The organism is Cupriavidus sp. UME77 (genome assembly GCF_014170355.1).
Taxonomy (GTDB): Bacteria; Pseudomonadota; Gammaproteobacteria; order Burkholderiales; family Burkholderiaceae; genus Cupriavidus; species Cupriavidus basilensis.
In genome coordinates, this window is record NZ_LZZU01000036.1 from 18,504 (window position 1) to 44,949 (window position 26,446).

The following is a 26,446-nucleotide window of genomic DNA, read 5'->3' on the forward strand; positions in this document are numbered from 1 at the left end:
GTGCCTAGAATGCACTGTGAGCATTGGCTTGCGGGGATTTTCATTTGCCCCGGCATTTTTCGTAAAAAGGCAATGCGGAGCTAAAAATGCTGGAGGAGACGGAAATGATCGTGCGTAAATTGCCCGCAGTTGGTTTAACCGTTGTGATGGCGCTTGCCTTTACGGGTGCGAGTGCCCAACCAGGAGCCGAATCGAACCAGATTCCGACTGCGCCGCCGACCACTGCGGAAGCCAAGGCCATCATTGCCGAACATTTCAAGGCGGCCGACATCAACCATGACGGCAAATTAAGCCGCGAAGAAGCCAAGGCGGGTATGCCGCAGGTTTACAAGCACTTTAACCAGATCGATGTCAGGAAGCGGGGCTACGTAACAGAACGTCAGATCGGCGCCTACTGGGAGATGAAGACCAAGGAAAAGATGCAGAAGGAAGATCCCATTTGGAACTGAGCCCTCTCTGCTATGGCGACCGAACTCGCCCAGGGCTCGGAATGGGGTAGCCTACGCTCCAATATTCGACCGGTTCGGATGTTCTGGGTGGCGTCCTGATGTGTCCGAGGCCATGGTCTATATCGCAATGAGCTCGACCCAGTCGCATCAACCGAGCGATGCGCCAGGCCACCACCATGAACAATGCCAGCACGTGTTCGAGACGCTCTATTGACGCCAGTTGCAGCGCTTTGACCCGGCAGCCGTGTTTCAGCACGTGAAAGAACAGTTTTACCTCACAGCGGCGCCTATATAACCGGGGCCTTCAGCGCGGCCTCCTCCGCAGCGGCCACGCGGCGCTTGACCGCGATGAAGCTGTCGGGACTCACTGACATGGAATCAATGCCGCATTCGACAAGGAAGACGGCAAACTCAGGGTGGTCGCTCGGCGCCTGTCCGCACAAACCGACTTCGGCGCCGGCCTTGTGCGCCTCCGTGATGACGCTCTGGATCATCCACTTGACAGCATCGTCCTGCTCATCGAAAAGTCCCGCAAGGTCGGCTGAGTCGCGGTCAACGCCCAGTGTCAGCTGCGTCAGATCGTTGCTGCCAATCGAAAAGCCGTCGAAGCGGTGCGCGAAGGCCTTCGCCAGAATCACGTTCGACGGGATTTCGCACATTACGTAGATCTTAAGGCCCGCTTCGCCGCGCCGGATACCGTTTTCGGCCAGAACCTCCAGCACGCGGTCCGCCTCTTTTGTTGAGCGGCAGAACGGAATCATGACGATGACATTGCTGAAGCCCATCTCGTTGCGCAGACGGCAAATGGCCCGGCATTCGAGCGCGAAGCCCTCCCGGTAGCGGGGAGAGTAGTACCGCGAGGCACCCCGGAATCCGAGCATGGGGTTCTCCTCCTTCGGCTCAAACTCCGCCCCGCCGATCAGATGGGCGTATTCGTTGGTCTTGAAGTCGCTCATGCGAACGACAACAGGATGGGGGTACTGGACAGCAGCGATTCGTCCCAACCCTCGTGCGAGACGATCGACGAAATACTCCGTCCGGTCTTCGTACCCCGCCGTCAACGCCGAGATGGTCCGCTTTGCCTCCTCGTCCCTGAGCGCGTCGTAGCGCACGAGTGCCATTGGATGGATCCTTATATGGTTGCTCACTACGAATTCCATTCGTGCGAGCCCGACGCCATCCGCCGGGATCCGCCACCAGCGAAACGCTGCTGCCGGATTGGCGAGGTTCAGCATGACCTTGGTGCGCGTCGTCGGGATATTGTCGAAATCGATCTCCTCGACCTCAAAGTCGGCGATGCCTTCGTAGACGAATCCTTCGCGGCCGTCTGCGCAGGACACAGTCACTACCTGTTCGTCGTGCAGCAGATGGGTCGCATTGCCTGCGCCGACGATGGCCGGAAGGCCAAGTTCGCGGCTGACAATCGCGGCGTGTGATGTGCGGCCGCCCTCGTCGGTGACGATGGCCGCGGCGCGCCTCATGACAGGCACCCAATCGGGGTCCGTGGTCTGAGTGACGAGGATGGCGCCGTCGACGAAGCGCCCCATGTCACGTGGGCTTTCGATGAAACAGACCTTGCCAGTCGCTATGGCTTCGCCGATGCTTACACCGGATACGAGCATGCGGCCTGCCTTCTTGATGCGCCAGGTCTTGACTGCGCTGGCTTCGCGACGCGACTCGACCGTTTCCGGCCGGGCCTGCACGATGAACACCTCATTGGATTGGCCATCTTTTGCCCATTCGATATCCATCGGCTGGCCGTAGTGCTGCTCGATCACACAGGCCCATCGCGACAAGGTCAGGATCTCCTGGTCACTCAGAACGAAGGCCGCGCGCTCCGCTTTCGATGTCGGGACGTTCTTTGTCGGGCGGTCACTCTCGTTTGTGTAGATCATCTTGAGACCTTTATCGCCTAGCTTCTTCCCGACGATAGGCGATAACGATAGCTCCGACAGAAGCGGTTTGAATACCTCATATTCGTCGGGATCGACCGCACCCTGAACCACGTTCTCGCCGAGTCCCCAGGCCGCGTTGATCAGGACAGACTTGTCAAAGCCGGTCTCCGTGTCGATGGAGAACATGACACCGGCACCACCAAGGTCAGATCGCACCATACATTGCACACCGACCGACAGTGCGACCTTGAGATGATCGAAGCCCTTCGCCTGGCGGTAGCTGATCGCCCGGTCTGTGAAAAGCGACGCGTAACAGCGCCGGCAGGCATCAAGCAACGCACGCTCGCCCCGGATGTTGAGATAAGTTTCCTGCTGCCCGGCGAAGCTCGCGTCCGGCAGATCTTCGGCTGTCGCGCTTGATCGCACTGCGACGTCCATGTTGACCCGTCCCGCTCGCCGGTTCAACTCCTCGTAAGCGAGCCGAATAGCTTCGGCGGTCTCCTTTGGCCATTCGCCGCGAAGCATGGCCCGGCGGATAGTCAGCCCCGCCTCGGCCAGGGGAAGCTTGGCGTCACCGAATTCGCGGAGCACCAAGGAGATCGTCTGTTGCAACCCGTTCGCGTCGATGAAGCGCCAGTAAGCGTCGGCTGTGAGTGCAAAGCCCGGTGGGACATTGACGCCTCGGCTCGCGAGCTTGGCCACCATCTCGCCAAGTGACGCGTTCTTGCCGCCGACGCGCGCAACGTCGGTGCGTCGCAGTTCCTCGAACCAGAGAACGTGTGATGTGTCGTTGACCATGTGCAGCTCCTTCGCGGCGGGGTAGTGATATTGCCCCGAAATCGAAGGCGCTCGGACCACAGGTCCGAGCGCCCGATTTACTTCGTTGGATGCTTGGCCGATTTACTCGCAATCGCCTCGAGAGCGCTGAAATGCGAGTTCATCACTTCCGCGTGCAGTTTTATCGCTCTGATTAGAAATTGAATATCCTCATTCTCGCTTTTGGATGCGAGATCGTCGAACTCCTCCCATAGCTTCTTCACAGCTTCAGCGGTCATGGCTACTCCTTGCGGGTATTTATGGATGGTGCAGCAAACTCACTGCGCGCATTTTGGCGTGGCGTACGGTCAATCTCATCCACGTTCGCACTCTGCTGCTGCGCTTGCGCATCGCGGCGGAGCCACTATGGAGCGCTGCAACGAGCACCTTAGGCGGGTCAGCTCCGGCATGACAGCCTACCTTCACAGTAGTGGCGAAACGGCGGCACGGCTTGATCCAGCGCAAGCGGCAAGCGGCACCGTACGAAGATCACTGGCAGCATAAGCCAACTGCACTCCAGGGGCGCTGCTGCTTGCCTTGCTCCCTTACTGTGACAACGCGCTCGTCGCCGGAAAGCCAAAAAAGTGACGGGCCAGTCCAGCTTATGACAAAATCAGTACCCCCTGATCACACCGGAAATGACGTTGCGGTCCGCACGTCGACGTACCCTTGAGTCATATTTCTGGCACGGTTCCCATTTCGCTGGTCAACGGCTTCCTGTCGGGCGCCGATCCCGCCGCCATTGAGCGGCTGGCGGAGTGCTCCGGCATCCCCCACGGCTTGCTGCGCCGCCCTGGCTCCCGCGTGACCGAGGAGCAGTTCTCCACGCTCTACCGCCTGCTCGCGACCGAACTGGACGACGAAATGCCGGGCATCTTCAGCCGCCCCTTGCGCAACGGCACGCTGAAATACCTGTGCCTGAGCCTGCTTGACGCCCCGCGGCTGGAGGTCGCGCTGCACCGGTTCGGCCAGTTCTTCCACCTGATCCTGGATGATTTCCGGCTGGATTCGGGCCGCGACGGCGAAGGCGGTTGGGTTGCCATGGTGGCGGATCCGGCGGGCCCCAGCGTGACCGAACTCGGCCGCGAACTTATCATGAAGCTGGTGCACGGCATTGCCTCATGGCTGGTTGGGAAGCGGATCCCGCTGATCGCGGCGGAGTTCGATTTTGCGCGTCCCGCGCACGCAACGGACTACCTCTTTCTCTTCCCGGGGCCGGTTCAGTTCGGTAGCGCGCAGACACGCATGCGCTTCGAGGCGGCTTACCTTGATATGCCTGTGCGGCAACGCAAGGCCGACCTGCAGAGATTCCTGGCGCGCGCTCCGGAAGACTGGATCTTCGTCTCCTTTGCCGACCAGATGGTTTGCCACCGGGTCAGGCAATTCCTCGCCGATCGCCTTCCCGCCATGCCGACGCTGGAAGTGGTTGCCCAGGACCTGCACTATTCCGTGCGCACGCTTTGCCGCCGGCTTGCGGACGAAGGCACGACGTTCCAAGCGATCAAGGACGACGTGCGGCGCGATATCGCGATCCAGCGGCTCACGCGTTCGCCCGACGCCATCGCGGCAATCGCTTATGACGTCGGCTTTGACAACCCGACCGCGTTCCACCGCGCCTTCCGGCACTGGACCGGCAGCACCCCCAAGGCGTACCGCGGCATGGCCTGAGCGGCCCGGCTAGGCGGCGGCACCGCTGTAATGGGTGCCGAAACGCTGCCTGAGCATCAGCTTATGCAGCTTGCCGGTCGCGGTCAGCGGCAGTTCCGGCACGAACATCACATCGTCCGGGATCCACCACTTGGCCACCTTGCCTTCATAGAAGGCCAGTAGTTGTTGCGCATCGAGCGTGCTGCCGGCGCGCCTTACCGCGACCAGCAGGGGTCGTTCGTCCCACTTGGGATGAGCACAGGCGATACAGGCCGCCAGTTCGATCTCCGGATGCGCAACGGCAATGCCTTCCAGTTCGATCGAGGAGATCCATTCGCCGCCGGATTTGATCACATCCTTGCTGCGATCCGTGATCTGCATATAGCCGTCGGCGTCGATCGTGGCGACATCGCCGGTGGCGAACCAGCCATCATTCTCCAGGCAGGTTTCCTCCATGCCGAAGTAGCGCTCCACGACCCAATGGCCGCGCACCATCAGGTCGCCCGCCGAGCGTCCGTCCCGCGGCAACTCGGCACCATCGGCATCGACGATCTTCATCTCGACACCCGGCACGACCCTGCCTTGCTTGGCCTCGAGCTGCGCGCGCTCCTGCTCCGGCTTTTGCGCGAAGCCCTGCGAGGGCGAAAACACGGTGCCAACCGGCGACAGCTCGGTCATGCCCCAGGCGTGTACCGACTTGATGCCCAGTTCGCCCAGCGCCTTGGCCAGTTGCGGCGGGCATGCCGCGCCGCCCACGATGACACGCTCCAGGCTGTTGCAGCGCTTGCCCGTGCGACGCATATGGTCGGCCAGGCCGAGCCAGACCGTGGGCACGCCGGCCGACACCGTCACGCCTTCCTGGTCGAACAACGCCGACAGGGACGCGCCGTCGAGCGCTGGACCCGGCAGCACCAGTTTCGCCCCGACCAGCGCCGCGGAGAACGGCAGCCCCCAGGCATTGACGTGGAACATCGGCACGACAGGCACCACGGAGTCCGACGCACGCAGGCAAAGCGCGTCCGGCAGCGCCGAGGCATAGGCCATCAGGCAAAGCGAACGGTGCGAGTACAAGACGCCCTTCGGGTTGCCGGTGGTGCCGGAGGTGTAGCAAAGCACCGCCGCCAGTTGCTCATCCAGGCGGGGCCAGTCGAAATGGCCGGGCTGCCCGCCGATCAAGGCCTCGTAGCTTTCGAGCGGCAGCGCCGGTGCTTGCGGCAGGCTGGTGGCGTCGCACAGCATGACCCATGACTCGACATGAGGACATTGCGGCGCGATCTGCTCGACCAGGCCCAGGAACGAGGCATCGAAGCAGACCACGCGGTCGCGGGCATGATTGATGATGTAAGCGATCTGTTCGGGGAACAGGCGGGGGTTGATGGTATGACAAACCGCGCCAATGCCGGTCACGCCATAGTACAGCTCCATATGGCGATAGCCGTTCCACGCCAGCGTGCCGACGCGGTCTCCCGCCACGATGCCGCGGCCCGTCAGTGCATTGGCCAGTTGCATGGCGCGGACATGGCAGTCCCCGTAGGTATAGCGGTGAATGTCGCCCTCGACGCGCCGGGATACGATTTCTACCGTGCCGGAGTGCCGCGCCGCCTGCTCCAGCAACGCGGACAATTGCAAAGGCGCGTACATCATCTGACCGAACAGGTCCATAGTCTTGTCTCCTGACAGGCGGTTTGTCGTTATGCCGGTTGCATTCATCGGTCATGGCGACGCCGGCTGCGAGGCATTCTAGATGTGCCCGTCATCTCCGGCACTGACAGGAATGGCCGAACTAGTGACAAATCCGGCCAATCGAACCGGGGTGCATGGCCAGCGGCCAGCGCGACGCAAAGCGGCAGGTTTTGTCAATGAATGGGCAGGTTTGGTTATTCCCGCATGACGCGGCGGGCGCTACGATCCGGTACCCAGACCATGCGGTGCCGGCATCCGGCCAGATGCACCGCGCCCTGTCCCCAAAATGGAGTCCCCAAAAAATGACCTACCGTGCCCCGCTCAAGGACATGTTGTTCGTGATGAACGAACTGGCTGATCTTGACGCAGTCAGCAAGCTGCCCGGCTTCGAGGACGCCACGCCGGAGACGGCGCAGGCGGTGCTCGACGAGGCGGCCAAATTCAACGAACAAGTGGTGGCGCCGCTCAATCGCGTTGGCGACACCGATCCCAGCAGCTGGAAGGACGGCGTGGTTACCACCACGCCCGGTTTCAAGGACGCGTTCCGCCAGTTTGGCGAAGGTGGCTGGCAGGGCGTGCTGCATCCGCAGGAATTTGGCGGCCAGGGCTTACCCAAGTTGATCGCCACCGCCTGCAACGAGATGCTGAACACGGCGAACCTGTCGTTCGCGCTGTGCCCGCTGCTGACAGACGGCGCCATCGAAGCCCTGCTGACCGCAGGCAGCGACGCGCAGAAGGCCACCTTCCTGCCCAAGCTGATCTCCGGCGAATGGACCGGCACCATGAACCTGACCGAGCCGCAGGCCGGCTCGGACCTGGCGGCCGTGCGCACGCGCGCCGAGCCGCAGGGTGACGGTACCTACAAGGTGTTCGGCACCAAGATCTTCATCACCTACGGTGAGCACGACATGGCGCAGAACATCGTCCATCTCGTTCTCGCGCGCACGCCCACGGCACCCGAGGGCGTCAAGGGCATCTCGCTGTTCATCGTGCCCAAGTTCCTGGTGAATGCGGACGGCTCGCTGGGCGCGCGCAATGATGCGCACTGCGTGTCGATCGAGCACAAGCTGGGCATCAAGGCCAGCCCCACGGCCGTGCTGCAGTTCGGCGATCACGGTGGCGCCATCGGCACGCTGGTCGGCGAGGAAAACCGCGGCCTGGAATACATGTTCATCATGATGAACTCGGCGCGCTTCTCGGTCGGCATGCAAGGCATCGCCGTGTCGGAGCGGGCTTACCAGCAGGCGGTGAATTTTGCCCGCGAGCGCGTGCAAAGCCGTCCGGTCGATGGCTCCGCACGCGAGGCTGTGACCATCATCCATCACCCGGACGTCAAGCGCATGCTGATGACCATGCGCTCGCTGATCGAAGGTGCGCGCGCGGTAGCGTATGTGGCCGCGGCCGCGTGCGACACGGCGCACCAGCATGCCGACGACGCGGTGCGCAAGCAAAGCCAGGCGTTCTATGAGTTCATGGTGCCCATCGTCAAGGGCTGGAGCACCGAATTGTCGATCGATGTGACCAGCCTGGGCGTGCAGGTCCATGGCGGCATGGGCTTCATCGAGGAGACCGGCGCGGCCCAGCATTATCGCGATGCCCGCATCCTGCCGATCTACGAAGGCACGACCGCGATCCAGGCGAACGACCTCGTCGGCCGCAAGACGCTGCGCGACGGTGGCGCGGTGGCCCGTGCGATCTGCGCGCAGATCGCCGAGACCGAGGCGGCGCTGGGCAAGCATGGTGGCGCGGCCTTCACCGCGGTGCAGGCGCAACTGGCCAAGGGGCGCGCCGCGCTGGAGACCGTCGTGGCGTTCGTCGTGGCCAATGCCAAGTCGGACCCGAATGCCGTGTTTGCCGGCAGCGTGCCTTACCTGAAGCTCTGCGGCATCGTGTTTTCGGGCTGGCAGCTTGGCCGCGCGATGCTCGCGGCGGATGCGAAGCGTGGCGAGGATCCGTCCTTCCACGACGCCAAGATCTCGACGGCGCATTTCTTCGCGGAGCACATCCTGTCGCAGGCATCGGGTTTGCGCGATGCCATCGTGACGGGCGCGGTGCCGGTCAATGCGTTGAGCGAAGCGCAGTTCTGAGGTCGCACGTTGGCGCAGCTTGCCGAAGCCGGCAAGTTGCGCCAACGCCGATTGAAATGATGACAGTGTTGACTCCCTCTGGCACCGTCACGTTGATGGGGCGGTCGCTTAAGAAGGCACCGAGTGCGCCGCCGCCCCGTGTCGTCACTCACGCCAGGGCGCCATGTCAGTCCGGTGCTTCGGCCTTGCGGAAGTACGCGCTCGGGCTGACGCCGAAGGTCTTGCGAAAAACCGCCGCGAACGCGCTGGGGCTGTCGTAGCCGTGATCCAGCGCCACCTCGAGGATGGCGTCGCCCTGCGCCAGCCTGGGCAGGCTGAGCAGCAGTCGCGTGTGGCGGCACCAGGCGCCGAAGGTCAATCCGGTCTCGCGCTTGAACAAGCGCGCGAAGGTGCGCTCGTTCATATGCAGCTCCGCCGCCCAGCCGGTCAGGGTGGCCGCCTGGGCGGGGCTGTGGATCAGGCGTGCGCACAGCTGCGCGGCGCGGGCGTGCTGCGGCATCGGCAGGTGCAGGGAGAGCACGGGTGCCGCCCGGATTTCGTCCAGGATCAGTGCCATGATGCGCTGGTCGCGCCCTTCCGGCGCATAGCTGGCCGGGATCCGTACCGCATGCAGGATGAGTTCGCGCAGCAGCAGGCTGACTTCGATGGCGCGGCAATCCTGCGGCATGGCCGCGCAGGCGTCGCCGGCCACGAAGACCGTGCGCATGCGCACATCGCCGACGGCGCCGATGCGGTGCCTGAGCTGCGGCGGCACCCACACCGCGCGCCCGATCGGGACCACCCATTCGCCGCGCGCGGTGCGCACAATCATCACACCGGAGATGGCATGGATCAGTTGTCCGTGCTGGTGCCAGTGCTCGGCCAGCTCGGAGCCGTCCGGTTGGTCGTTGGCCACCACCACGATCGGCCGGGGCGTCTGCAGCGATTGCTGGAGGGCGGCGTCGGTCAGGGTCTTCATGAGGCGGATCTGTGGTTCGGTGAAAGCGTCATCGTGCGCGCCAGTGTAGCCCGCCCGCCGCCCATTGGCTGGCGGCAGGCGGCGCCACCCTACCGCAGGCTAGGCGACGGCAAGGCCCTGCTCGTCGATGCGCGGGGCGCGGTCGCGCAGGCGCAGGGCAAGCGCGCTGGCCACGCACAGCACGCCGAGCACGGTGGCCAGCGTGAAGGCAAGGCCGCGCGCGTCGGACAGCAGGCCGAACAGCGGCGATGCCATGCCGCCTACCGACAGCGCCAGGCCCAGCGTGATGCCGCTGGCCATGGCAGGGTTGCGCGGCAGGTAGTCCTGTGCCAGCGTGACCTGCGCCGTGAACGGCAGGAACATGGCAACGCCCAGCAAGACCGTGAACACCAGCGCCAGCGGCGCGCTCTGCACGAGCACCAGCCCGGCCAGCATGGGCAGCATCAGTACATAGCCGGCACGGATCGCGGTCATGCGGCCGCAGCGGTCGCCAAGCCAGCCGCCCAGCAGCGTGCCCACCGCGCCGGACGCCGTGAACGCGGTCAGCACCGCGCCGCCGAGAAAGGCGCTGCCACCGAGATCGCGCGTCATATGGAGCGATAGCATCGACAGCACCGTGACATAGGGAATCGACCAGCAGATGATGGTAGCTACCAGCAGTCCGAAGGCGCGCCAGTGATTGGGCACCGGCGCCGCCTGCGAACGCCTGGCCGCGGCTGCGCCGGGCACGGCCGCCGGACGCTCCGACGCGACCAGCCACAGCACGGCCATCAGCACGGCCGGGATGCCCAGCAGGTAGCTGCGCGCCAGCGCGCCGCCCCCAACCGCGAGGGCGGCCAGCAGAGGCGCGAACGACGCACCGACGGTGCCTCCCACGGAGAACACGCTCATTGCTTTTTGCGAGGTGCCGCCGGCAGCGCGGGCGGCCACTGTGGCCGGCGGATGATAGGCGGCGATGCCGAGGCCGCTCAGCGCGATGGCCACCCAGGTGGCGAAATAGGTGGACGCCATGCCGGCCAGCACTACGCCGAGCGCGGCCACCAGGAAGCCGGTGGGCACCAGCCAGCCGCGGTGCGCGCGGTCGGCATAGGCGCCGAACAGGGGCTGCACCACGCTGGAAAGGCCGGTGGCTGCCAGCATCAGGCCGCTCACGGCCGCGTAGCTGTAGCCGCGCTCCAGCACCATGAAGGGCAGCAGGGCCGGCACCAGCCCCTGATAGAGATCGTTGACCGCGTGTGTGCCGGTGAGCAGTCCGAGCCGCTTCTTGTTCATGCGGCGTCTCCCGTGTGGGAGGCGCGGCGTGGCGAGGGGGCGAATAATGGCATGTCTGGATCCTCCTTGACGTTTGAATGGAAGATCGTAGACAGCCCCCGGAAATTGATCTCGCGCGGAAACCACAAGATTCGTCGCGAAATAGACAAAAGGGCTTTGCCGCAGTAGGTTGGGGCAAAATTTGTCGGCGTCGAACCGGCATTGTTAACTTACCGAGAGTAAGACGTCCGGCGGCAGGACGTACGGACCGCCCTTTGCGCATCGGCATCCGTTACCAGTTCCGACGAGGGTATCGGCGCTTTTGTGCGCGCGGGACATGGCTTAGAAGAAGCGGATATCCGCGCTCGTGTTGCAGTGCGAGCGTAATCCTGTCGACTTCCGATGAACGGCTGTCATTGGGCGTACTCAACGACCAGCAATGCCGTGACCATGGTTTTTCCAGGGTTCGAAATGGCATGCTGAACATCCGCCGGATAGCGCGCGGACTCGCCGTGCCGGACTTTCTTCTCACTGGGGCCGGATTGAACGGTGACGCAGCCGCTCATGACTGACAGATGTTCTTTCGAACCACTTTCATGCGGCTCGGATGCGAGTACGCCGCCGGGATGGATCGACAGTTCATACCATTCCACCCGGCTTGCAAGGTCCACCGGGCCGAGAATCTTCAACTCGCATTTGCCATCCGGGCTTCTGATCACCGGGATCGAGTGAGCAGGAATGACCGTCACGGTTGGTGCCGGCTTGTCGGCCTGCCCGCCGGAAAGGAACTCGGCCAGGCCAATGCCCAAGGCGTTCGCCAATCGCCACAAGACCGCTACCGTGGGATTGGCAAGATTCCGCTCAACCTGCGAAAGCATCGATTTGGATACGCCAGCACGCCGGGAAAGCTCGTCGAGAGAGAGCTTGCGTGCCTGGCGAAGCAATTGCAGCCTGGCTCCAATGACAGGGGGGCCTTCTGCGAACGGCTCCGTCGGGGGGACTTGTGTCATGAAATGAAGTCCTGTAAATTGAACAAAACGTTCGATATACAGAACATGTTCGGTTTATCGATCACCTTCAGTTTACAGGAGCACCGCTGTGCCGACAACAGACGCATTCTACGCAGCCATCCGCCAGGAGCTCGAGTCCATTGAACAAGCCGGTCTGTTCAAGACCGAGCGTGTCATCGCCTCTCCCCAGGGCAGCCTTATCAGGACTACCGATGGGAAGGAAGTCATCAACCTGTGCGCCAACAATTACCTGGGTCTCTCGTCTCATCCGGAGGTCGTGGAGGCTGCGCATCGCGCGCTCGGCGAGCGTGGTTTTGGCTTAAGCTCCGTTCGATTCATTTGTGGTACGCAAGATCTGCACAAGTCGCTCGAGGCGCGTCTCGCGAGCTTTCTCGGCACAGAAGACACGATCCTCTACGGCTCGGCCTTCGATGCAAACGGGGGCCTGTTCGAGACGCTCCTTGGTCCGGACGACGCTGTCATCAGCGACGAACTGAACCACGCGTCCATCATCGATGGCATCCGACTCTGTAAAGCCAAGCGCTTCCGCTACAAGAACAATGACCTTGAGGATCTTCGCGAGCAGTTGAAGGCGGCCGATGCCGCAGGCGCACGTTTCAAGCTCGTCTTTACCGATGGCGTATTCTCGATGGATGGCACGATTGCCCGGCTCGACGAGATCCGCGAGATCTGCGACGAGTTCGGGGCGCTCCTCGGGATTGACGAGTGCCATGCCACCGGCTTCCTCGGGCAGCGTGGCCGCGGCTCTCACGAACACCGTGGGATCTTCGGCAAGGTCGATATCATCACCGGAACGCTCGGCAAAGCGCTAGGCGGCGCCTCGGGTGGCTTTACGAGTGGGCGAAAGGAAGTCGTGGCATTGCTGCGCCAGCGCTCTCGGCCTTATCTTTTCTCGAACACGGTGGCGCCGTGCATCGTGGGCGCGACACTCAAGGTGCTCGACCTGCTCGAAGCCGATACCACGTTGCGAGACAAGCTCGAGCGCAATGCGCGGTACTTCCGCGGCAAGCTCGGCGCGCTGGGATTCGACGTGAAGCCCGGCGACCACCCCATCATTCCCGTCATGGTGTACGACGCGGAAAAGGCACAGCAACTGTCCCGGCGTCTGCTGGAGCTGGGCGTCTATGTCATCGGTTTCTTCTATCCCGTGGTTCCCAGAGGGCAGGCACGCATCCGCGTGCAGATCAGCGCCTTGCACGACAGCGCCGAGCTGGACCAGGCGTTGGAGGCGTTCGAGATCGCAGGCAAGGAACTGGGGATCATTCAATGACAAAGCCAGCCAGGGTTCTGATCATTGGCGCCAACGGCCAATTGGGAACGGAGTTGGCGTCGGCGCTGGCCGATCGCTATGGCAAGCAGAATGTCGTCACGAGCGACATGGTGCCGCACGGCCGCCACCTGCACCTCACGCATGAAATGCTCGACGTAACCGATCGGGCGCAACTTCGCGACGTCATCGAGCGGCATGGGATCACCCAGATCTATCACTTGGCAGCCGCATTGTCGGCAACCGGAGAGAAGTCGCCCACATGGGCGTGGCAACTCAACATGAACGGCCTGCTGAACGTGCTGGAGGCTGCGCGTCACCAGAAGCTCGACAAAGTATTCTGGCCCAGTTCGATTGCGGCATTCGGCCCGACAACGCCGCCGGACGCCACGCCCCAAAGCACCATCATGGAGCCCAAGACCGTCTACGGCATCTCCAAGCTGGCGGGCGAAGGATGGTGCCGTTGGTACTTTGAGAACCATGGCGTGGATGTCCGGAGCGTGCGGTATCCAGGATTGATTTCCTACAAGACGCCTCCAGGCGGCGGAACCACGGACTACGCAATCGATATCTTCCATTCGGCGCTCAAGGCGCAACCCTATACCTGCTTCCTGGAGAAAGATGAAGCCCTGCCAATGATGTACATGCCGGACGCCGTTCGCGCGACCATCGAGCTGATGGAGGCGCCTGGCGCCAGCATCTCCGAGCGGGGAAGTTACAACCTTGCGGGCCTGAGCTTCACGCCTGGCGATATCGCGAACGAGATCCGGCGGCATTGCCCGGGGTTCGATGTCAGGTACGAGCCTGATTTCCGTCAGGAAATTGCCGGTGGATGGCCAAACTCCATCGACGACTCGGTAGCCAGGCGGGATTGGAACTGGAGACCTGAATTCGGCCTCAAGGAGATGGTGGCCGACATGCTGAAAAACCTGGCAACGCTTGACCAGGGTAGCGCCTTGGAATGCGTGAGCTGAGACTGGCGCAGCAGGCAAAGCCAGGACCCCGGGGCGCAGGCCAGTCTCGCGGCATGACAGCAGGCTGCGCGAAGGTCGTTGCACGGCAGCGCGGGAAACGTATAGACAGGGCAGAGGCCCTGTGATGGAAGATCGCCTCGATTTTGGACGCTGGGATGCGTTGTCGGGGAATGAAGGCGGTCTGGACGATGCGCGATGCCGCGCGGGCGATAGACAAGGCGCGAAGCGCCGGCTGCATCGATCCAAATAACGATTACCAGAGGAGACAACTCATGATCACGGCTGCAAATCCAGCAATCCGACTCTCCGGCCGTCAGGGCCGGCATCGACATCGGAGCGTTCATGCTGGCGCGCTACCGGCGCGAAGCCGGGCAACCCGTATCCGGAAGGTCATTGCGCGCCGGAACCAATTCACGGGTGAGAGCCGTGCGGGTGCTGACAAGCGTTCGCTGGTCTGAGAGGAGATCAATATGACTGACGTAAGGAAACTGCTCGACGAAGAGCGTGCCCACGAGGAGAAGGATCTCCATCGCGGGCTCAAGGACCGGCACATCCAGATGATCGCCATCGGCGGCGCCATCGGTGTCGGACTGTTTCTGGGAGCAGGGCGCGCGATCGCCATCGCCGGCCCGGGACTGATGCTGAGTTATGCCATCGGCGGCGTGGCGATCTTTTTCATCATGCGCGCGCTGGGCGAGCTGCTGCTGTACCGCCCGGTGACCGGATCCTTTGCAACCTACGCCGAGGAGTTTGCCGGCCCCTTTGCCGGCTTCGCCACCGGCTGGTCGTACTGGTTCATGTGGGTGGTCACCGGGATGGCCGAGATCACCGCGGTCGCAGTCTACGTGCACTACTGGTTCCCGGACGTGCCGCAGTGGATACCGGCGCTGGCCACCCTGGCGGTGCTGTACCTGGTGAATTGCATCGCGGTCGCGGTATTCGGCGAACTGGAATTCTGGTTCGCGCTGATCAAGGTGGTGACCATCATCGCCATGATCGTGATCGGGCTGGCGATCATCTTCTTCGGTGTGACACCGCTTGGCCCGACGGCCAGCTTCTCGAACCTGTGGACGCATGGCGGTTTCATGCCGTTCGGGACGCTCGGCGTAGTGCTGACCTTGCAGATCGTCATGTTCGCCTACCAGGGCGTGGAACTGATCGGTGTCACCGCGGGGGAGGCGCAGAATCCCGAGAAGGTGTTGCCGCATGCGACCAACGGCGTAGTCTGGCGCATCCTGATCTTCTACGTTGGCGCGCTGATCGTCATGATGGCGCTGGTGCCCTGGAATGAACTGAAGCCCGGCGTCAGCCCCTTCGTCTACGTGTTCGAGAGGATCGGCATTCCGGGGGCGGCCGCGATCGTCAATCTGGTCGTCATCACGGCGGCAGCCTCATCTTGCAACAGCGGCATCTTCAGCACCGGGCGCATGCTGTATACGCTGGCGCAGTTTGGCCAGGCGCCGCGCGCCTTCGGCAGGGTCAGCAGCAAGCAAGTGCCGGCCACCGCCATCACGTTCTCGGCCGTGCTGATGGGCATCGGCGTGCTGCTCAACTACATCGTGCCGGAGCAGGTCTTCGTCTGGGTCACCAGCATTTCGCTGGTCGGTTCGTTGTGGACCTGGTCGATCATCATGATTGCCCACCTTGGCTATCGCAAGGCAGTCGCCGCCGGGCGGGTCAAGGCGGTGGACTTTCGCATGCCTGGCGCGCCTTATGCCAACTGGCTGGTGGTCGCCTTCATGATCGCGGTTGCGGCGCTGCTGTCGCTCGATCCGGGTCCCCGGGTGGCGCTCTACGTGGCACCCGTGTGGTTCGCCCTGCTCGGCATCGGCTATCGGCTCACCAAGTCGCGTGCGCCGCTTGAGGGGCATGTCCAAAAGTCGGCTTGACCACTGTCCCGCGCGTTGCCAGTGCTCTCACGCGGAGGCGCGCAGCGGTCGGAAGTGTGCCGCTCGTGTCTTCATGGTATCTGGCAAGGGTCAGGGCTTCCCCAGCGCGGCAAAAATTCCGTATTTTCAAAGCATGGGGGGCTACCAGCGTTGCCTGTTTGCTGGCCCGCGAGAAAAGTCGGTGCGGCGTGAGAATTCATATTGCACTGTGTACCGCAGCCAGATGATCCTTTCTCGCGGACAACCCGCCGCGCCCGTGAAGCTGAACAGTTCCACCAGGTGGAAATTGAAGGGTGAAGCGCTGCCAACTTGCGCGTAGTCTCTCCGATACATGAGGCGTGCCGGATCTTGTACGCCTGACATAAGAACAGCTAGTGTGCGGGTGGGGACTGGGACCTAAAAAAAAAGGGAACTCTCGAAATCTTGCATCGAAATTGACTGCCCGGGGCCACTTGCGAGCCTTGGGACTCGGAGACGCAAGTACATGACCCAAGCAAAGATTATGGCTGTCGGCATAGTTGGCACCGGCGCCATGGGCCGCGGCATCGCTCAGATCGCCGCGCAGGCGGGCCTGACCGTCTACCTGTTCGACACCAACGTGCAGGCCGTCGCCGCCGCGCGCCAGTACCTGCATGAAACGTTCGCCAAGCTGGCCGATAAGGGCAAGATCAGCACCGCCGACAGCGAGGCTGCGCTGGCACGCGTGAACGCCTGCATAGCGCTGGAAGACCTGGCCGGCTGCGACATGGTGGTGGAAGCCATCGTAGAGAAGCTCGACATCAAGCGAGATCTCGTGGCCAAGCTCGAAGCCATCCTGCGTGAAGACGCGGTGATTGCCTCGAACACGTCGTCGCTGTCGATCACGGCCATCGCCGTGGGGGCTAGGCAGCCGGGTCGCATCGTCGGCTATCACTTCTTCAACCCGGTGCCGATGATGAAGGTGGTGGAAGTCATCGACGGCCTCTCGGGCAACCCGGTCGTGGGCGACCGGCTGATGGAGCTATCGCGCCGCATGGGCCATACGCCGGTGCGCTGCAAAGACATGCCGGGCTTCATCGTGAACCATGCCGGCCGCGGTATGAACATCGAGGGCCTGAAGGCCGCGCAGGAAGGCGTGGCCGAGTTCGTCGACATCGACAACATCATGCGTGAGCAGGCCGGCTTCCGCATGGGTCCGTTCGAATTGATGGACCTGACCGGGCTCGACGTGTCGCACCCGGTGATGGAATCTGTCTACAACCAGTTCTACCAGGAAGCCCGCTATCGCCCGTCGGCGATCACGCAGTTGCGTTACGCGGGCGGCCTGCTCGGCCGCAAGACCGGCGTCGGCTTCTATGCCTACCCGGAAGGCCAGAAGCAGGTGCGCGCCGCGAAGCCGGTGCCCGATGCCCGCGCCGCCAGTGTGTGGGTGAGCCGCGCCAACGAGCGCGGCCATGCCATGATCGTGAAGCTGCTGACCTCGCTCGGCGTGACCGTTGAAGCCGGCAAGCAGCCGTCGGCCGATGCGCTTATCGTCGTCACGCCGCTGGGTCTGGACGCCACCACCGCCGCGCTCGAGGAAGGACTCGATGCCGCGCGCGTGGTCGCCATCGACACGCTGCTATCGTTTGAAGCCACCAAGCGCCGCACGCTGATGACCACACCGGCCACCAGCGCCGCCGCACGCGATGCCGCGCACGGCTTGTTCGCCAGCGATGGCGTACCCGTGACCGTGATCCGCGATTCGGCCGGCTTTATCGCGCAGCGCATCATCTGCTGTATCGTGAACATCGCCAGCGACATCGCGCAGCAGCGCATCGCCACGCCAGCCGATATCGACCTGGCGGTGAACTTGGGCCTTGGCTATCCGAAAGGCCCGCTGGCGCTGGGCGACACTATCGGACCCAAGTTGATCCTGGAGGTTCTGCGCAACATGAATCGCCTTAGCGGCGACATGCGATATCGCCCGAGCCCGTGGCTGTGGCGCCGCGCCGGCTTGGGCCTGTCTCTGCTTAGCACAGAGGCGTAGGTCGCAGGCCTGCGCGCGTCGGGGCTGAGTTCAGACTTCGGGCTGAGCGAAAGCTGAAGGGCCGCTCTACGGTATTCTCCAGCCGGGTCCGTAACCCTCAGCGGGGCTGCACACTTCACCGATGAACGGCATTTCAGTGCCGTTCCGCTCATGCTTGTAGCGTTGGCCAACTACGTGTTCTCCGTGCCCACTGATGCTCACTTGGACGTCGGCTTCACACGAAACAAGGCTGGCTCTCAACTCGGCCTACTTGGCTACAACTCCAGGACAGGTACGTCCACAAGCTTTGTCCTAGGAAAGACCCAGTTCGGTCCCATGCTGGGCTTGCGACACAATCCATCGTCCTCGATAGGCTCAAGGAGTTTCCAGTGATCCAATCTTGCTGACGATGGCGAACAGCAATTTCGGTTCGCCTTTTGCCTTATAGCGGAAGTGAACAGAGAAGGGCTGATACGAGGTGGTCCTTGCGATACCGCTGCGGAATCATAGTGTTTCCCAAACGGTATTGGCCATTGCCGTTCGTGTCCGGCATTATCCGATGCCAGATACTTTCACAATAACCAATCTGGAGACTGCATCATGTCCCGTAACCTTGGCCTTGTTGCGACCATTCTTGCGACGCTATCCGTGGCCCCCGCTTCGTTGCTCGCCGCTGACTATCCAACGAAGCCGATTCGGATGATCGTCACATACGTGCCAGGCGGTGGTGCCGACATTGTGGGGCGCTATGTCGCCGACAAGCTGTCGCGCACGCTTGGCCAGCCAGTGATAGTCGAGAATAGGCCCGGCGCGGGAGGTCAGATTGGCGTAAATGCGGGTCTGGCTGCTCAGCCGGATGGATACACCGTGACCCTTATTTCCTCTAGCTACACGGTCAATCCAAGCCTCTATAAGTTGAAGTTTGACCCGGCGCGTGACATTACGCCGATTTCCCAGGTGTCGGCCGGCCCGCTCATTCTGGTCTCGAACCCAGACCTTCCGGCGCGAAATGTGTCCGAGGTCCTGGCGTTGGCCAAAAACAAGGCGGGCGGCCTGACGTTTGCGTCCTCAGGATCCGGTAGCGTAATCCACCTGGCAGGGGAGCGCTTCGGGGCGGATGGGAAGGTGCCGCTCCGACACGTACCCTATAAGGGCGGTGGTGCAGCACTGAACGACGTGCTTGCCAAGCAAGTTGACCTGTACTTTGCAGCGAGTGCAAGCGCGCTACCTCTCATCAAATCCGGGAAGCTGCGGGCCTATGCAGTGACCTCGAAGCAGCGGATGAAGGCGCTGCCAAATGTACCGACCCTTGCCGAGAGTGGTTTGCCCAACTACGACGTCGCACTTTGGTATGGGATCATCGGGCCAAAAGGCATGCCAGCAGACATCGTGAAACGTCTGAATGCCGAGGTGAATCGCATTCTCGCAATGCCTGAGACTGCCGTGAAGTTCTCTGCGGATGGCGCTGCGCCCGCAGGCGGCACGCAGCAGCAGTTTGACGACTTGATCGCACGGGAAGTCACGACCTGGACAGGGATTGTCACGAAGCTGGGAGTGAAGCCAGATTGACGTAGGAGGGCGGCACGGCTACGCGCCCGATATAACTCTCAGTCAGAATTCATATTGGATATTGCGTTGCCCTCTCGGTAAAGTTGTCTGGACTTTGCAAGTTGTCACATAGCCGTCCAACCGAAGGGGTAGTTATGCAAGCTGATTGTGAGAAGGCACCGCAGGCCGAACTGTCTGTGCAGGTGCAACGATACGATGTCCGTCGCAACAAGGAGATTTCCATCGAGGTCTATGCGGCTGGAGCCGGTCCCGTCTTGGTTCTGTTGCCGTCGCTAGGACGTGGTGCAACGGACATGCTTGAGCTTGCTGAGCCGTTGGTCGACGCCGGCTATCGCGTGCTCTGTCCCCAACCTCGAGGGAATGGCAGAAGTACCGGCCCCATCGAGAACAAGACCCTCCACGACTGGGCTAGCGATATCGCGGCAGTTATCGAGCATTCCGGGCAGGCTCCCGTTGTGATTGTGGGTCACGCCCACGGAAACTGGATCGCCCGGACCGTGGCAAGTGACTATCCCCGGCTCGTCCGCGCATTGGTATTGCTTGCTGGTTCTGCGGGAAAGGTACCTCGCGGGGTCGATGCAATGCCGATTCCTCCCGAGATTCGTGCGAAGATCGAGCAATGCGGAGACACAAGCCTTCCGGACGATGTTCGCATTGAAAGTCTGAAAGCAGTCTTCTTCGCGCCGGGCAATGATCCGACGAGCTGGTTGACGGGCTGGAACACTGACTTGATGACGATGCAGACCTTGGCTCAGAAGCGAACGCCCGTCGATGATTTCTTCGCTGGTGGTGGCAAGCCAATCTTCAACGTCCAGGCAGAGTTTGATGTCATCGCGCCTCAGCGCTATGCCAATGTCCTCAGCGAATACCTGGGTGAGCGAGTCAAGAATCACACGATTCGCAATGCTGCTCATGCGCTGTTGCCGGAGCGCCTAGGCGAAGTGGCTGATGCCATCATCGGCTACCTCAGGGATCGCAGTGAAGTGACAGAGCGTGGCGTGACGCCAGTCAGCTAACAATTGGCTCACTCATCACCGTGCTCAGGACCTTGCGGACGAGTTCCCCGGGTCCTTGCTCGCGCCAGATGGCGTAGAGTTGGATATGTCCAGCTGTTTCACCAATTTCGCGAAACACGACACCAGGCATCCCTGCATGAGCGTAGGAGCGCGGCACGAGCGCGACTCCGAGCCCCAGCCTGACCATCTGAAAGGTTGTGAGCGGGTTTCGTGCTGTGTGCGCAATCGCAGGGCTAAATCCCGCGTGAATGCATGATGCGACCATGGCATCAAACAGCGCCGGCGCGTGGTCGCGTGAGAACGCCACCAGGGGCATGCCTTCCAAGTCCCGAAGTGACAAATCCGACTTCGTCGTCAACTCGTGTCCCTCCGGCACAACGATCGAGAAATGCTCAGTCAGAATCGGTGCTTTGCCGAGCCCCGTTCGCGTGGGCACCGAATGAACGACGCCAATATCGAGCTTCCCCTGCATCACTGCATGCACCTGGTCTGCGGAGCCCATGTCGGTCACCGCGATATGGAGTCCAGGGAAGCTCTCGCGCATGCGCTTCATGATGGTCGGAAGCACGTGGTAGATTCCCGAGGTAACCATTCCTATCTGGAGCGTGCCAATGTCGCCCGCGGCCGTACGGCGCGCGGTTGATACCGCAACCCGCACCTGCTCCAGAACTGAGCGACAGTCGGACTGAAACGCCCGACCGGCGTCCGTCAGTCTGACTTCTCTTCGATTGCGTGTGAACAGTTCCACCCCAATCTCGTCTTCCAACGCCTTGATCTGCTGAGATAGCGGAGGCTGAGACATATGCAGCCGCACCGCGGCTTTGCTGAAGTTGAGTTCGTCAGCAACGGTGACGAAGTAGAGCAATTGGCGCAGTTCCATCCCACATCCCTTGTATTCTGTGGCCTAAGGATAGCCCGAAGTGCCGCTTCGAGGTGCTAGGGAAGACGTGAGGCTCATCTGATTCGTCAACCCTATAACTCATGGAGCCAAACAGTATTGGACGACGGCCAAGGCGATTCTTAAAGTGGCTTGCAGGCGTAACCGGGGTCCAAAACCGACGGGAAGCGCAAGAACACTTAGGAGGAGACCTTCATGAAAGTCAATGGATGGAATGTGCGACGGGCGGCCGTCGGCTTGGTTGGCGCGATGTCGATTGCATTTAGTCTGCCATCGCATGCCGCTGCGGACTATCCGAGCCGGCCTATCAAGATGATTATTCCTTACACGCCCGGGGGGTCCATCGATACGGTCGGGAGGCTGGTTGCCGCGCAGCTGCAACGCCAAATGGGGCAGCCGATCGTTATTGAGAACCGCCCGGGCGCGTCGGGGATGATTGGGTCTGAAGCTGTCGCCAAGGCTCCCTCAGATGGTTACACGCTGCTCTTCAACGCGTCGAGCCAAGTGTATCTGCCCCTGGTTGCGAAAAATGCACCGTACGACGCAGTAAAGGACTACACGCCGATCGGCCAGATTGGCCATGTGCCGCTCCTGGTGGTTGCAAACACGAATGTGCCGGCGAACTCCCTGCGCGACCTCGTGCAGCTGGCCAAGGCAAAACCACGAACCTACACCTGGGCTACATCTGGCCTAGGTACTACTAGCCATCTCACCGAAGAGATGCTACGCCACTCGTTCAAACTTGATATGGAAATTGTTTCCTACAAGGGGGCAGTCCCACAGTTGAACGATGTAATGGGTGGCCACGTTACTGCCGCCGTCTCCCCGATGCCGGGCGTCTATCCGTTCGTGAAGGGTGGTCGGCTCAAGGTCCTTGCCGTCACCAGTGGAAAGCGAATTCCGCAACTTCCCGATGTGCCGACGGTAGCGGAGAGCGGGCTAGCAGGTTTCGAGTTGCTGTCCTGGTATGGCATCTGGGGGCCGGCGAACCTTCCTCCAGCAATCGCGCAACGACTCTCACGTGAGATCAACAAGGCTGTCCATGAGCCGACGGTGAAGGCTCGATTCGCGGATATGGCATTCGAGCCCGTGCAGTCCACACCCGAGCAGTTCAAGGCCTTGATTAGTTCCGACATTACCAAGGTGTCCGCCATCGTCAAGGCGGCCAACATTCAGATTGATTGACACGAAATGACTACTGCCATTCATCACGAGGAGCCGGGTGTGGCTATCACGGCAACGCTTGCTTCCTGGATTTCGAACATCAGGAATGAGGATCTGCCGGAGGATGTGAGGGAGGCAGTCGGATTGCTGTCTCTCGACACGTTTGGCGCGGGCCTGACCGGTCACGACCAGCCTTGGTCGCGAGCTATCGCAGATTGGGCGGCCGATGGCAGCCAGGGGCCACGTGTGAAAGGAGCAAGCGCGTGGGGCAGCCCGATTGCCAATTTCCGCGCAGCTGACGCAGCCCTGGTCAATGGCGCTGCGGCGCATGCGTACGAACTGGATGACTTCCACAACGCGAAGGTGCACCTTGGCGCAGTCGTGCTGCCGGCAGTGTTTGCTTTGGCGGAGGAACAAAACGTGGAGCCTGGGCGCTCGGAGACAGCCATTGCCGTCGGTTATGAGACGATGATCCGCTGCTCCCTCGCCTTGCAGCCAGCGCTTGCCCGTATGAAAGGTTGGCACATGACCGCTGTATGCGCGCCCCTCGGAGCGGCAGCTGCGTCGGCGGTCATGCTAGGACTCGATGCCCAGCGGACCGCGTGGGCGTTGGGGCTGGCAGGCACGCAATCCGGTGGTCTCTTTGCATTCTCATGCGATGGGTCGGACTCGAAACGTTTCCATCCCGGCCGTGGCTCTCATGCCGGGGTAATGGCTGCGGAACTCGCTGCACGGGGACTAACCGGACCAGGGAAGCTCTTCGAGGCAGAGGACGGGGGCTGGTTGAAGGCGTTCTCGGATGATTCCCGTCCGGACGAAATCTTGAAGGCGTTGGGCCGGGAATGGCGCATGCCGCGAACGAACTTCAAGCCATATGCTTGCTGCGGTAGCGCTCATTCCCACGTGGACTGTGCGTTGCAGCTAAGGGATAAATGGTCTCGGCAGGGCAGTATCAAGGTCGGTATGCCGACCGTCGTGGACGTGCAATGCGGGTATCGATACGAGCCGGGCAGCGTGCTGAATGCCCAAATGAGTGCACGTTACAGCCTTGCCGTAGCACTCATCGATGGGAAGGTGTTGCCTGCCCAGTTTGCTGGCCAGCGGCTGTCGGACCCGGAAGTCGTTGCACTCGCGAATGCCATCGAAATCGTCCGCGATCCTAAACTTGATGCCCTATATCCGGCAAGCTTCTGCGGATGGGTCGAGCTCGATTCGCAGGATGGAAGGCGAGTTCGAGCGGACCAAGCCAATCCTTCCGGTTCTGCCGAAAACCCCGAACGCGCGGCAGCCATTCGGGCAAAGTTCAAGGTCCTAACGGAGTCTGTGTTGTCTCCGGAGTGCGCAGAGGAGATCACGGCGGCGTTTGGAGAGTTGAGTGCCGCTCCCGTCAAGGACATTCTTGCTTTGGCGGTCCGTCGGAAGTGAACTCCTTAGCTGTCCAGGTCTGGGACCCCGAGCGCCTTCAATGCCCTCAATAACACCGGTGATCGGTTCTCGGGGTGCCAGATCGCAGAGTATTCGGCCACGGCCGAGACATCGTTCAGCTCTCTGAGCGCAACCTCTGGCAAGGAAGCCTTGGCAAGGGTTGCGGGCACCAGGGCGAGACCCCGTCCCAAGCCGACAAGGCCGACCACGGAAAGCAGGTGCGATGCAACGAAGGAAGTGTCGACGGGTGTACTTATTCTGTTTGAGAATTAGTCTCTTCCGAAATATGTATTGGACGCTATCGATTCGGGCCGACAAAATACGGCAATCAAAACAAAAATGAAACGGAGACAAGCCTTGTCTGGCGGCGCATCGATGTCCATCGATGCCAGTGCCTGGAGCGGTGTTCCGGTTCATTTTCACTTCGGATCACGAGCTCACCATGGAACGTCTCAAGCCGCTTAAACCTGAAGAACTGTCGGCCGAACAACGCGAGGTGTACGACGCCATCGCTTCCGGCCCCCGGGGGCAAGTGCGTGGCCCGCTGGCCATGTGGCTGCACCGGGCCGGCTTGGCCAGCCGAGCGCAAGCACTTGGACAGTATTGCCGTTACAACTCATCGCTGCCGCAGCGCCTCTCCGAGCTTGCCATCCTGGTGATGGCACGGACCTGGATGTCAGAGTTTGAGTGGTGGGCGCACAAGCCAATTGCGCTGAAGGCCGGCGTGTCGCCCGAGGTGGTCGAAGCAATTCGTGTTGGCAAGACGCCGGATTTCTCGCAACCAGACGAGGCAGTGATATTCGACTTCATCACTGAGCTGCACGCGACTCGCAACGTTTCTGATGCGCTCTACCAACGTGCACTGGACGTCCTTGGCAAAGATATGGTCGTAGACCTGGTGGGTGTTGCCGGGTACTACACGCTGATCTCCATGACCATCAACGTGTTTGGCGTTGTTCCTCCCGATGGAAGCGCGCCGGAACTCCAGAAAGCCTGAGTGGTTGGGGTCATATTAACTTCGCTTGCTAATAAACGGATAGAGGTACTCAGAATGGCTGGTCGTCTGGAAGGAAAAGTCGTCATCGTTACCGGCGCAGGATGTGTCGGTCCGGGCTGGGGTAATGGTCGCGCAGTTGCTGTACGTTTTGCGGAAGAGGGCGCGAGAGTTTTCGCGGTGGACAAGAACCAAGAGCCGATGGTGGAGACCTTGGACCGCCTGGCCACCGTTGGTGGAGAGTTTGCATCGTATCTCTGCGATGTGACCGACTCTGCCGCAGTCGCTGCAATGGTCGAAGCATGCGTCGAGCGCTTTGGTCGAGTGGACATTCTGGTGAACAACGTTGGTGGTTCCGCGAAGGGTGGTCCGGTTCAACTGAGCGAAGAAGACTGGGACCGTCAGCTCAACTTTAACCTGAAGAGCGTCTTCCTGACCTGCAAGCACGTGCTCCCGCGCATGGAGAAGCAAGGCAGTGGTGCCATCATCAACACTGCGTCGACGTCCGGCATCCGCTGGACCGGCGCGGCGCAAGTGGGCTATGCCTCGGCCAAGGCCGCCATTATTCAGTTCTCACGTGTGGTCGCTGTCGAGTACGCGAAGAAGAACATTCGTGTGAACACGGTCATTCCAGGCCAGATGCACACGCCGATGGTCGAGGCGCGCCTTGCGGGTCAGCGTGCCGGCGGCGATGTCGATGAGCTGCTTGCGCAGCGGCAAGCTCGTATTCCCCTGGGCTTTATGGGCGATGGCCGTGACACCGCGAATGCCGCTCTGTTCCTCGCATCGGATGAAGCTCGGTTCGTCACGGGTGCCGAGATTGTGGTCGATGGCGGTATGAGCGTTCGCTGCGACTGATGCAGTAGATCCGATAAATGGAAGCAAGGGAATTCAAGGAGTCGCCAATGAAGTCAAGTTTCGACGCGAAGCGTCGTCAGTCGCTCGGCCTGCTGGCCGCCGCCGTCCTGGGCGCAGTAGTGGCGCCTGCATTGGCCGCAACTTATCCGGACAAGCCCATTCGACTCGTCGTGGCGTTCTCGGCAGGCGGTCCAACCGATATCATCGCGCGCGTCGTTGCGAAGGACATGAGTGCTCGGCTTGGCCAGCAAATCATCGTGGACAATCGCCCCGGTGCTGGGGGTAACATCGCCGCGGAATTCGTTGCAAAGTCGCCGGCCGATGGCTACACGCTGCTTTATACTAACCTTTTAGAAAGTATTGTCATGTGAGACAATGCTTTCATGAAATGCAAACGAAACTCGGATGCTCGGTCGATCGAGCATCAAGCCTTGCAGGTAATGCGGCAGCAGGCAGTGAAGGCTATTCGCGAAGGCCAGACGGTAGAAAGCGTGGCTGCGGCCTTTGGTGTCAATGTGCGCAGCGTCTATCGCTGGCTGGCCGACTTTGCCAACGGCGGGCAGACGGCGCTGCTGGCTAAGCCGATAC

21 protein-coding genes and 2 pseudogenes are annotated in these 26,446 nt (G+C 61.6%); 15 read left to right on the plus strand and 8 right to left on the minus strand.

The annotated features are described in order from the left end of the window. Window positions 1–104: 104 nt before the first annotated feature. Window positions 105–449, plus strand: a complete 345-nt coding sequence (locus A9975_RS13825; protein ID WP_183033278.1) for an EF-hand domain-containing protein — start codon at window positions 105–107, stop codon at window positions 447–449. 115 nt (window positions 450–564) lie between these two features. On the opposite strand, the pseudogene A9975_RS38070 reads toward A9975_RS13825, so the two are convergent. The 3 genes and pseudogenes from A9975_RS38070 to A9975_RS13835 form a co-directional block, all read right to left on the minus strand. After that, window positions 565–741: pseudogene (locus tag A9975_RS38070) on the minus strand (IS4 family transposase); the annotation flags it as partial. Beyond that, window positions 737–3,142, minus strand: coding sequence for a phosphoenolpyruvate synthase (ppsA, locus tag A9975_RS13830; RefSeq protein ID WP_183033279.1), 2,406 nt, complete (start codon window positions 3,140–3,142; stop codon window positions 737–739). The gene ppsA and the pseudogene A9975_RS38070, both read right to left, overlap by 5 nt. Before the next feature lie 77 nt (window positions 3,143–3,219). Beyond that, window positions 3,220–3,399: a hypothetical protein gene (locus tag A9975_RS13835; protein ID WP_183033280.1), complete on the minus strand. Its 180-nt coding sequence runs from the start codon at window positions 3,397–3,399 to the stop codon at window positions 3,220–3,222. Between the two features lie 457 nt (window positions 3,400–3,856). Here A9975_RS13835 and A9975_RS13840 point away from each other — a divergent pair, with 457 nt between their 5' ends. Beyond that, on the plus strand, window positions 3,857–4,828 hold the full coding sequence (locus A9975_RS13840; protein ID WP_183033302.1) for an AraC family transcriptional regulator: 972 nt from the start codon (window positions 3,857–3,859) through the stop codon (window positions 4,826–4,828). 9 nt (window positions 4,829–4,837) lie between these two features. Here the strand turns inward: A9975_RS13840 and A9975_RS13845 are convergent, their stop codons facing one another. After that, window positions 4,838–6,469, minus strand: a complete 1,632-nt coding sequence (locus A9975_RS13845) for a 3-(methylthio)propionyl-CoA ligase (RefSeq protein ID WP_183033281.1) — start codon at window positions 6,467–6,469, stop codon at window positions 4,838–4,840. Window positions 6,470–6,792: 323 nt separating this feature from the next. Between A9975_RS13845 and A9975_RS13850 the strand changes: the two genes are divergently transcribed. Further along, complete coding sequence (locus tag A9975_RS13850; protein WP_183033282.1) at window positions 6,793–8,577, plus strand: acyl-CoA dehydrogenase; 1,785 nt, start codon at window positions 6,793–6,795, stop codon at window positions 8,575–8,577. Window positions 8,578–8,743: 166 nt separating this feature from the next. Here the strand turns inward: A9975_RS13850 and A9975_RS13855 are convergent, their stop codons facing one another. The 3 genes from A9975_RS13855 to A9975_RS13865 form a co-directional block, all read right to left on the minus strand. Then, window positions 8,744–9,535 carry a helix-turn-helix transcriptional regulator gene (locus A9975_RS13855; RefSeq protein ID WP_183033283.1) on the minus strand — a complete coding sequence of 264 codons (792 nt, stop codon included), beginning with the start codon at window positions 9,533–9,535 and terminating at the stop codon, window positions 8,744–8,746. A 99-nt stretch (window positions 9,536–9,634) separates the two neighbouring features. Beyond that, window positions 9,635–10,807 (minus strand): MFS transporter, encoded by a 1,173-nt coding sequence (locus tag A9975_RS13860; RefSeq protein WP_183033284.1) that lies wholly within the window; start codon window positions 10,805–10,807, stop codon window positions 9,635–9,637. A 392-nt stretch (window positions 10,808–11,199) separates the two neighbouring features. Next, a complete protein-coding gene (locus tag A9975_RS13865) occupies window positions 11,200–11,796 on the minus strand; it encodes a helix-turn-helix domain-containing protein (RefSeq protein WP_183033285.1) in 597 nt (198 codons plus the stop codon). 88 nt (window positions 11,797–11,884) lie between these two features. On the opposite strand from A9975_RS13865, the gene kbl reads away from it, so the two are divergent. The 6 genes from kbl (at window position 11,885) to A9975_RS13895 (ending at window position 20,519) form a co-directional block, all read left to right on the plus strand. Continuing rightward, entirely contained in the window at window positions 11,885–13,087 is a 1,203-nt protein-coding gene (gene kbl, locus A9975_RS13870) for a glycine C-acetyltransferase (protein ID WP_183033286.1), read from the plus strand. After that, the gene (locus tag A9975_RS13875; protein WP_183033287.1) at window positions 13,084–14,058 is read left to right on the plus strand and encodes an NAD-dependent epimerase/dehydratase family protein; all 975 of its coding nucleotides are present in this window, start codon (window positions 13,084–13,086) and stop codon (window positions 14,056–14,058) included. The genes kbl and A9975_RS13875 overlap by 4 nt, the downstream gene beginning before the upstream one ends. A 470-nt stretch (window positions 14,059–14,528) precedes the next feature. Further along, window positions 14,529–15,947 (plus strand): amino acid permease, encoded by a 1,419-nt coding sequence (locus A9975_RS13880; protein WP_183033288.1) that lies wholly within the window; start codon window positions 14,529–14,531, stop codon window positions 15,945–15,947. A gap of 484 nt (window positions 15,948–16,431) precedes the next feature. After that, window positions 16,432–17,955, plus strand: coding sequence for a 3-hydroxyacyl-CoA dehydrogenase (locus A9975_RS13885; RefSeq protein WP_183033289.1), 1,524 nt, complete (start codon window positions 16,432–16,434; stop codon window positions 17,953–17,955). 579 nt (window positions 17,956–18,534) lie between these two features. After that, window positions 18,535–19,503 carry a tripartite tricarboxylate transporter substrate binding protein gene (locus A9975_RS13890; RefSeq protein WP_183033290.1) on the plus strand — a complete coding sequence of 323 codons (969 nt, stop codon included), beginning with the start codon at window positions 18,535–18,537 and terminating at the stop codon, window positions 19,501–19,503. A 134-nt stretch (window positions 19,504–19,637) separates the two neighbouring features. Continuing rightward, the gene (locus A9975_RS13895) at window positions 19,638–20,519 is read left to right on the plus strand and encodes an alpha/beta fold hydrolase (protein WP_183033291.1); all 882 of its coding nucleotides are present in this window, start codon (window positions 19,638–19,640) and stop codon (window positions 20,517–20,519) included. Here A9975_RS13895 and A9975_RS13900 read toward each other — a convergent pair. Then, window positions 20,512–21,399 carry a LysR family transcriptional regulator gene (locus A9975_RS13900; RefSeq protein ID WP_183033292.1) on the minus strand — a complete coding sequence of 296 codons (888 nt, stop codon included), beginning with the start codon at window positions 21,397–21,399 and terminating at the stop codon, window positions 20,512–20,514. The two genes, A9975_RS13895 and A9975_RS13900, sit on opposite strands and share 8 nt — an antisense overlap. 213 nt (window positions 21,400–21,612) lie before the next feature. On the opposite strand from A9975_RS13900, the gene A9975_RS13905 reads away from it, so the two are divergent. The 6 genes and pseudogenes from A9975_RS13905 to A9975_RS13930 all read left to right on the plus strand — a co-directional run. Further along, a complete protein-coding gene (locus tag A9975_RS13905) occupies window positions 21,613–22,602 on the plus strand; it encodes a tripartite tricarboxylate transporter substrate binding protein (RefSeq protein ID WP_183033293.1) in 990 nt (329 codons plus the stop codon). 6 nt (window positions 22,603–22,608) lie between these two features. Next, on the plus strand, window positions 22,609–24,006 hold the full coding sequence (locus A9975_RS13910; protein WP_183033294.1) for an MmgE/PrpD family protein: 1,398 nt from the start codon (window positions 22,609–22,611) through the stop codon (window positions 24,004–24,006). Between the two features lie 442 nt (window positions 24,007–24,448). Continuing rightward, on the plus strand, window positions 24,449–25,003 hold the full coding sequence (locus tag A9975_RS13915) for a carboxymuconolactone decarboxylase family protein (protein ID WP_183033295.1): 555 nt from the start codon (window positions 24,449–24,451) through the stop codon (window positions 25,001–25,003). Between the two features lie 54 nt (window positions 25,004–25,057). Further along, complete coding sequence (locus A9975_RS13920; protein ID WP_183033296.1) at window positions 25,058–25,858, plus strand: SDR family NAD(P)-dependent oxidoreductase; 801 nt, start codon at window positions 25,058–25,060, stop codon at window positions 25,856–25,858. A gap of 47 nt (window positions 25,859–25,905) precedes the next feature. Beyond that, window positions 25,906–26,199, plus strand: a pseudogene (locus tag A9975_RS13925) (Bug family tripartite tricarboxylate transporter substrate binding protein); the annotation flags it as partial. Between the two features lie 42 nt (window positions 26,200–26,241). Next, on the plus strand, window positions 26,242–26,446 hold a 205-nt coding region (locus A9975_RS13930), incomplete at its 3' end, for a helix-turn-helix domain-containing protein (protein WP_183033298.1).

Bases quoted from the DNA above. Each gene is read 5' to 3' on its own strand.
- A9975_RS13825 (WP_183033278.1), top strand. From the start codon at position 105: ATGATCGTGCGTAAATTGCCCGCAGTTGGTTTAACCGTTGTGATGGCG.
- ppsA (WP_183033279.1), bottom strand. From the start codon at position 3,142: ATGGTCAACGACACATCACACGTTCTCTGGTTCGAGGAACTGCGACGC.
- A9975_RS13835 (WP_183033280.1), bottom strand. From the start codon at position 3,399: ATGACCGCTGAAGCTGTGAAGAAGCTATGGGAGGAGTTCGACGATCTC.
- A9975_RS13845 (WP_183033281.1), bottom strand. From the start codon at position 6,469: ATGGACCTGTTCGGTCAGATGATGTACGCGCCTTTGCAATTGTCCGCG.
- A9975_RS13850 (WP_183033282.1), top strand. From the start codon at position 6,793: ATGACCTACCGTGCCCCGCTCAAGGACATGTTGTTCGTGATGAACGAA.
- A9975_RS13855 (WP_183033283.1), bottom strand. From the start codon at position 9,535: ATGAAGACCCTGACCGACGCCGCCCTCCAGCAATCGCTGCAGACGCCC.
- A9975_RS13860 (WP_183033284.1), bottom strand. From the start codon at position 10,807: ATGAACAAGAAGCGGCTCGGACTGCTCACCGGCACACACGCGGTCAAC.
- A9975_RS13865 (WP_183033285.1), bottom strand. From the start codon at position 11,796: ATGACACAAGTCCCCCCGACGGAGCCGTTCGCAGAAGGCCCCCCTGTC.
- A9975_RS13875 (WP_183033287.1), top strand. From the start codon at position 13,084: ATGACAAAGCCAGCCAGGGTTCTGATCATTGGCGCCAACGGCCAATTG.
- A9975_RS13880 (WP_183033288.1), top strand. From the start codon at position 14,529: ATGACTGACGTAAGGAAACTGCTCGACGAAGAGCGTGCCCACGAGGAG.
- A9975_RS13885 (WP_183033289.1), top strand. From the start codon at position 16,432: ATGACCCAAGCAAAGATTATGGCTGTCGGCATAGTTGGCACCGGCGCC.
- A9975_RS13890 (WP_183033290.1), top strand. From the start codon at position 18,535: ATGTCCCGTAACCTTGGCCTTGTTGCGACCATTCTTGCGACGCTATCC.
- A9975_RS13895 (WP_183033291.1), top strand. From the start codon at position 19,638: ATGCAAGCTGATTGTGAGAAGGCACCGCAGGCCGAACTGTCTGTGCAG.
- A9975_RS13900 (WP_183033292.1), bottom strand. From the start codon at position 21,399: ATGGAACTGCGCCAATTGCTCTACTTCGTCACCGTTGCTGACGAACTC.
- A9975_RS13905 (WP_183033293.1), top strand. From the start codon at position 21,613: ATGAAAGTCAATGGATGGAATGTGCGACGGGCGGCCGTCGGCTTGGTT.
- A9975_RS13910 (WP_183033294.1), top strand. From the start codon at position 22,609: ATGACTACTGCCATTCATCACGAGGAGCCGGGTGTGGCTATCACGGCA.
- A9975_RS13915 (WP_183033295.1), top strand. From the start codon at position 24,449: ATGGAACGTCTCAAGCCGCTTAAACCTGAAGAACTGTCGGCCGAACAA.
- A9975_RS13920 (WP_183033296.1), top strand. From the start codon at position 25,058: ATGGCTGGTCGTCTGGAAGGAAAAGTCGTCATCGTTACCGGCGCAGGA.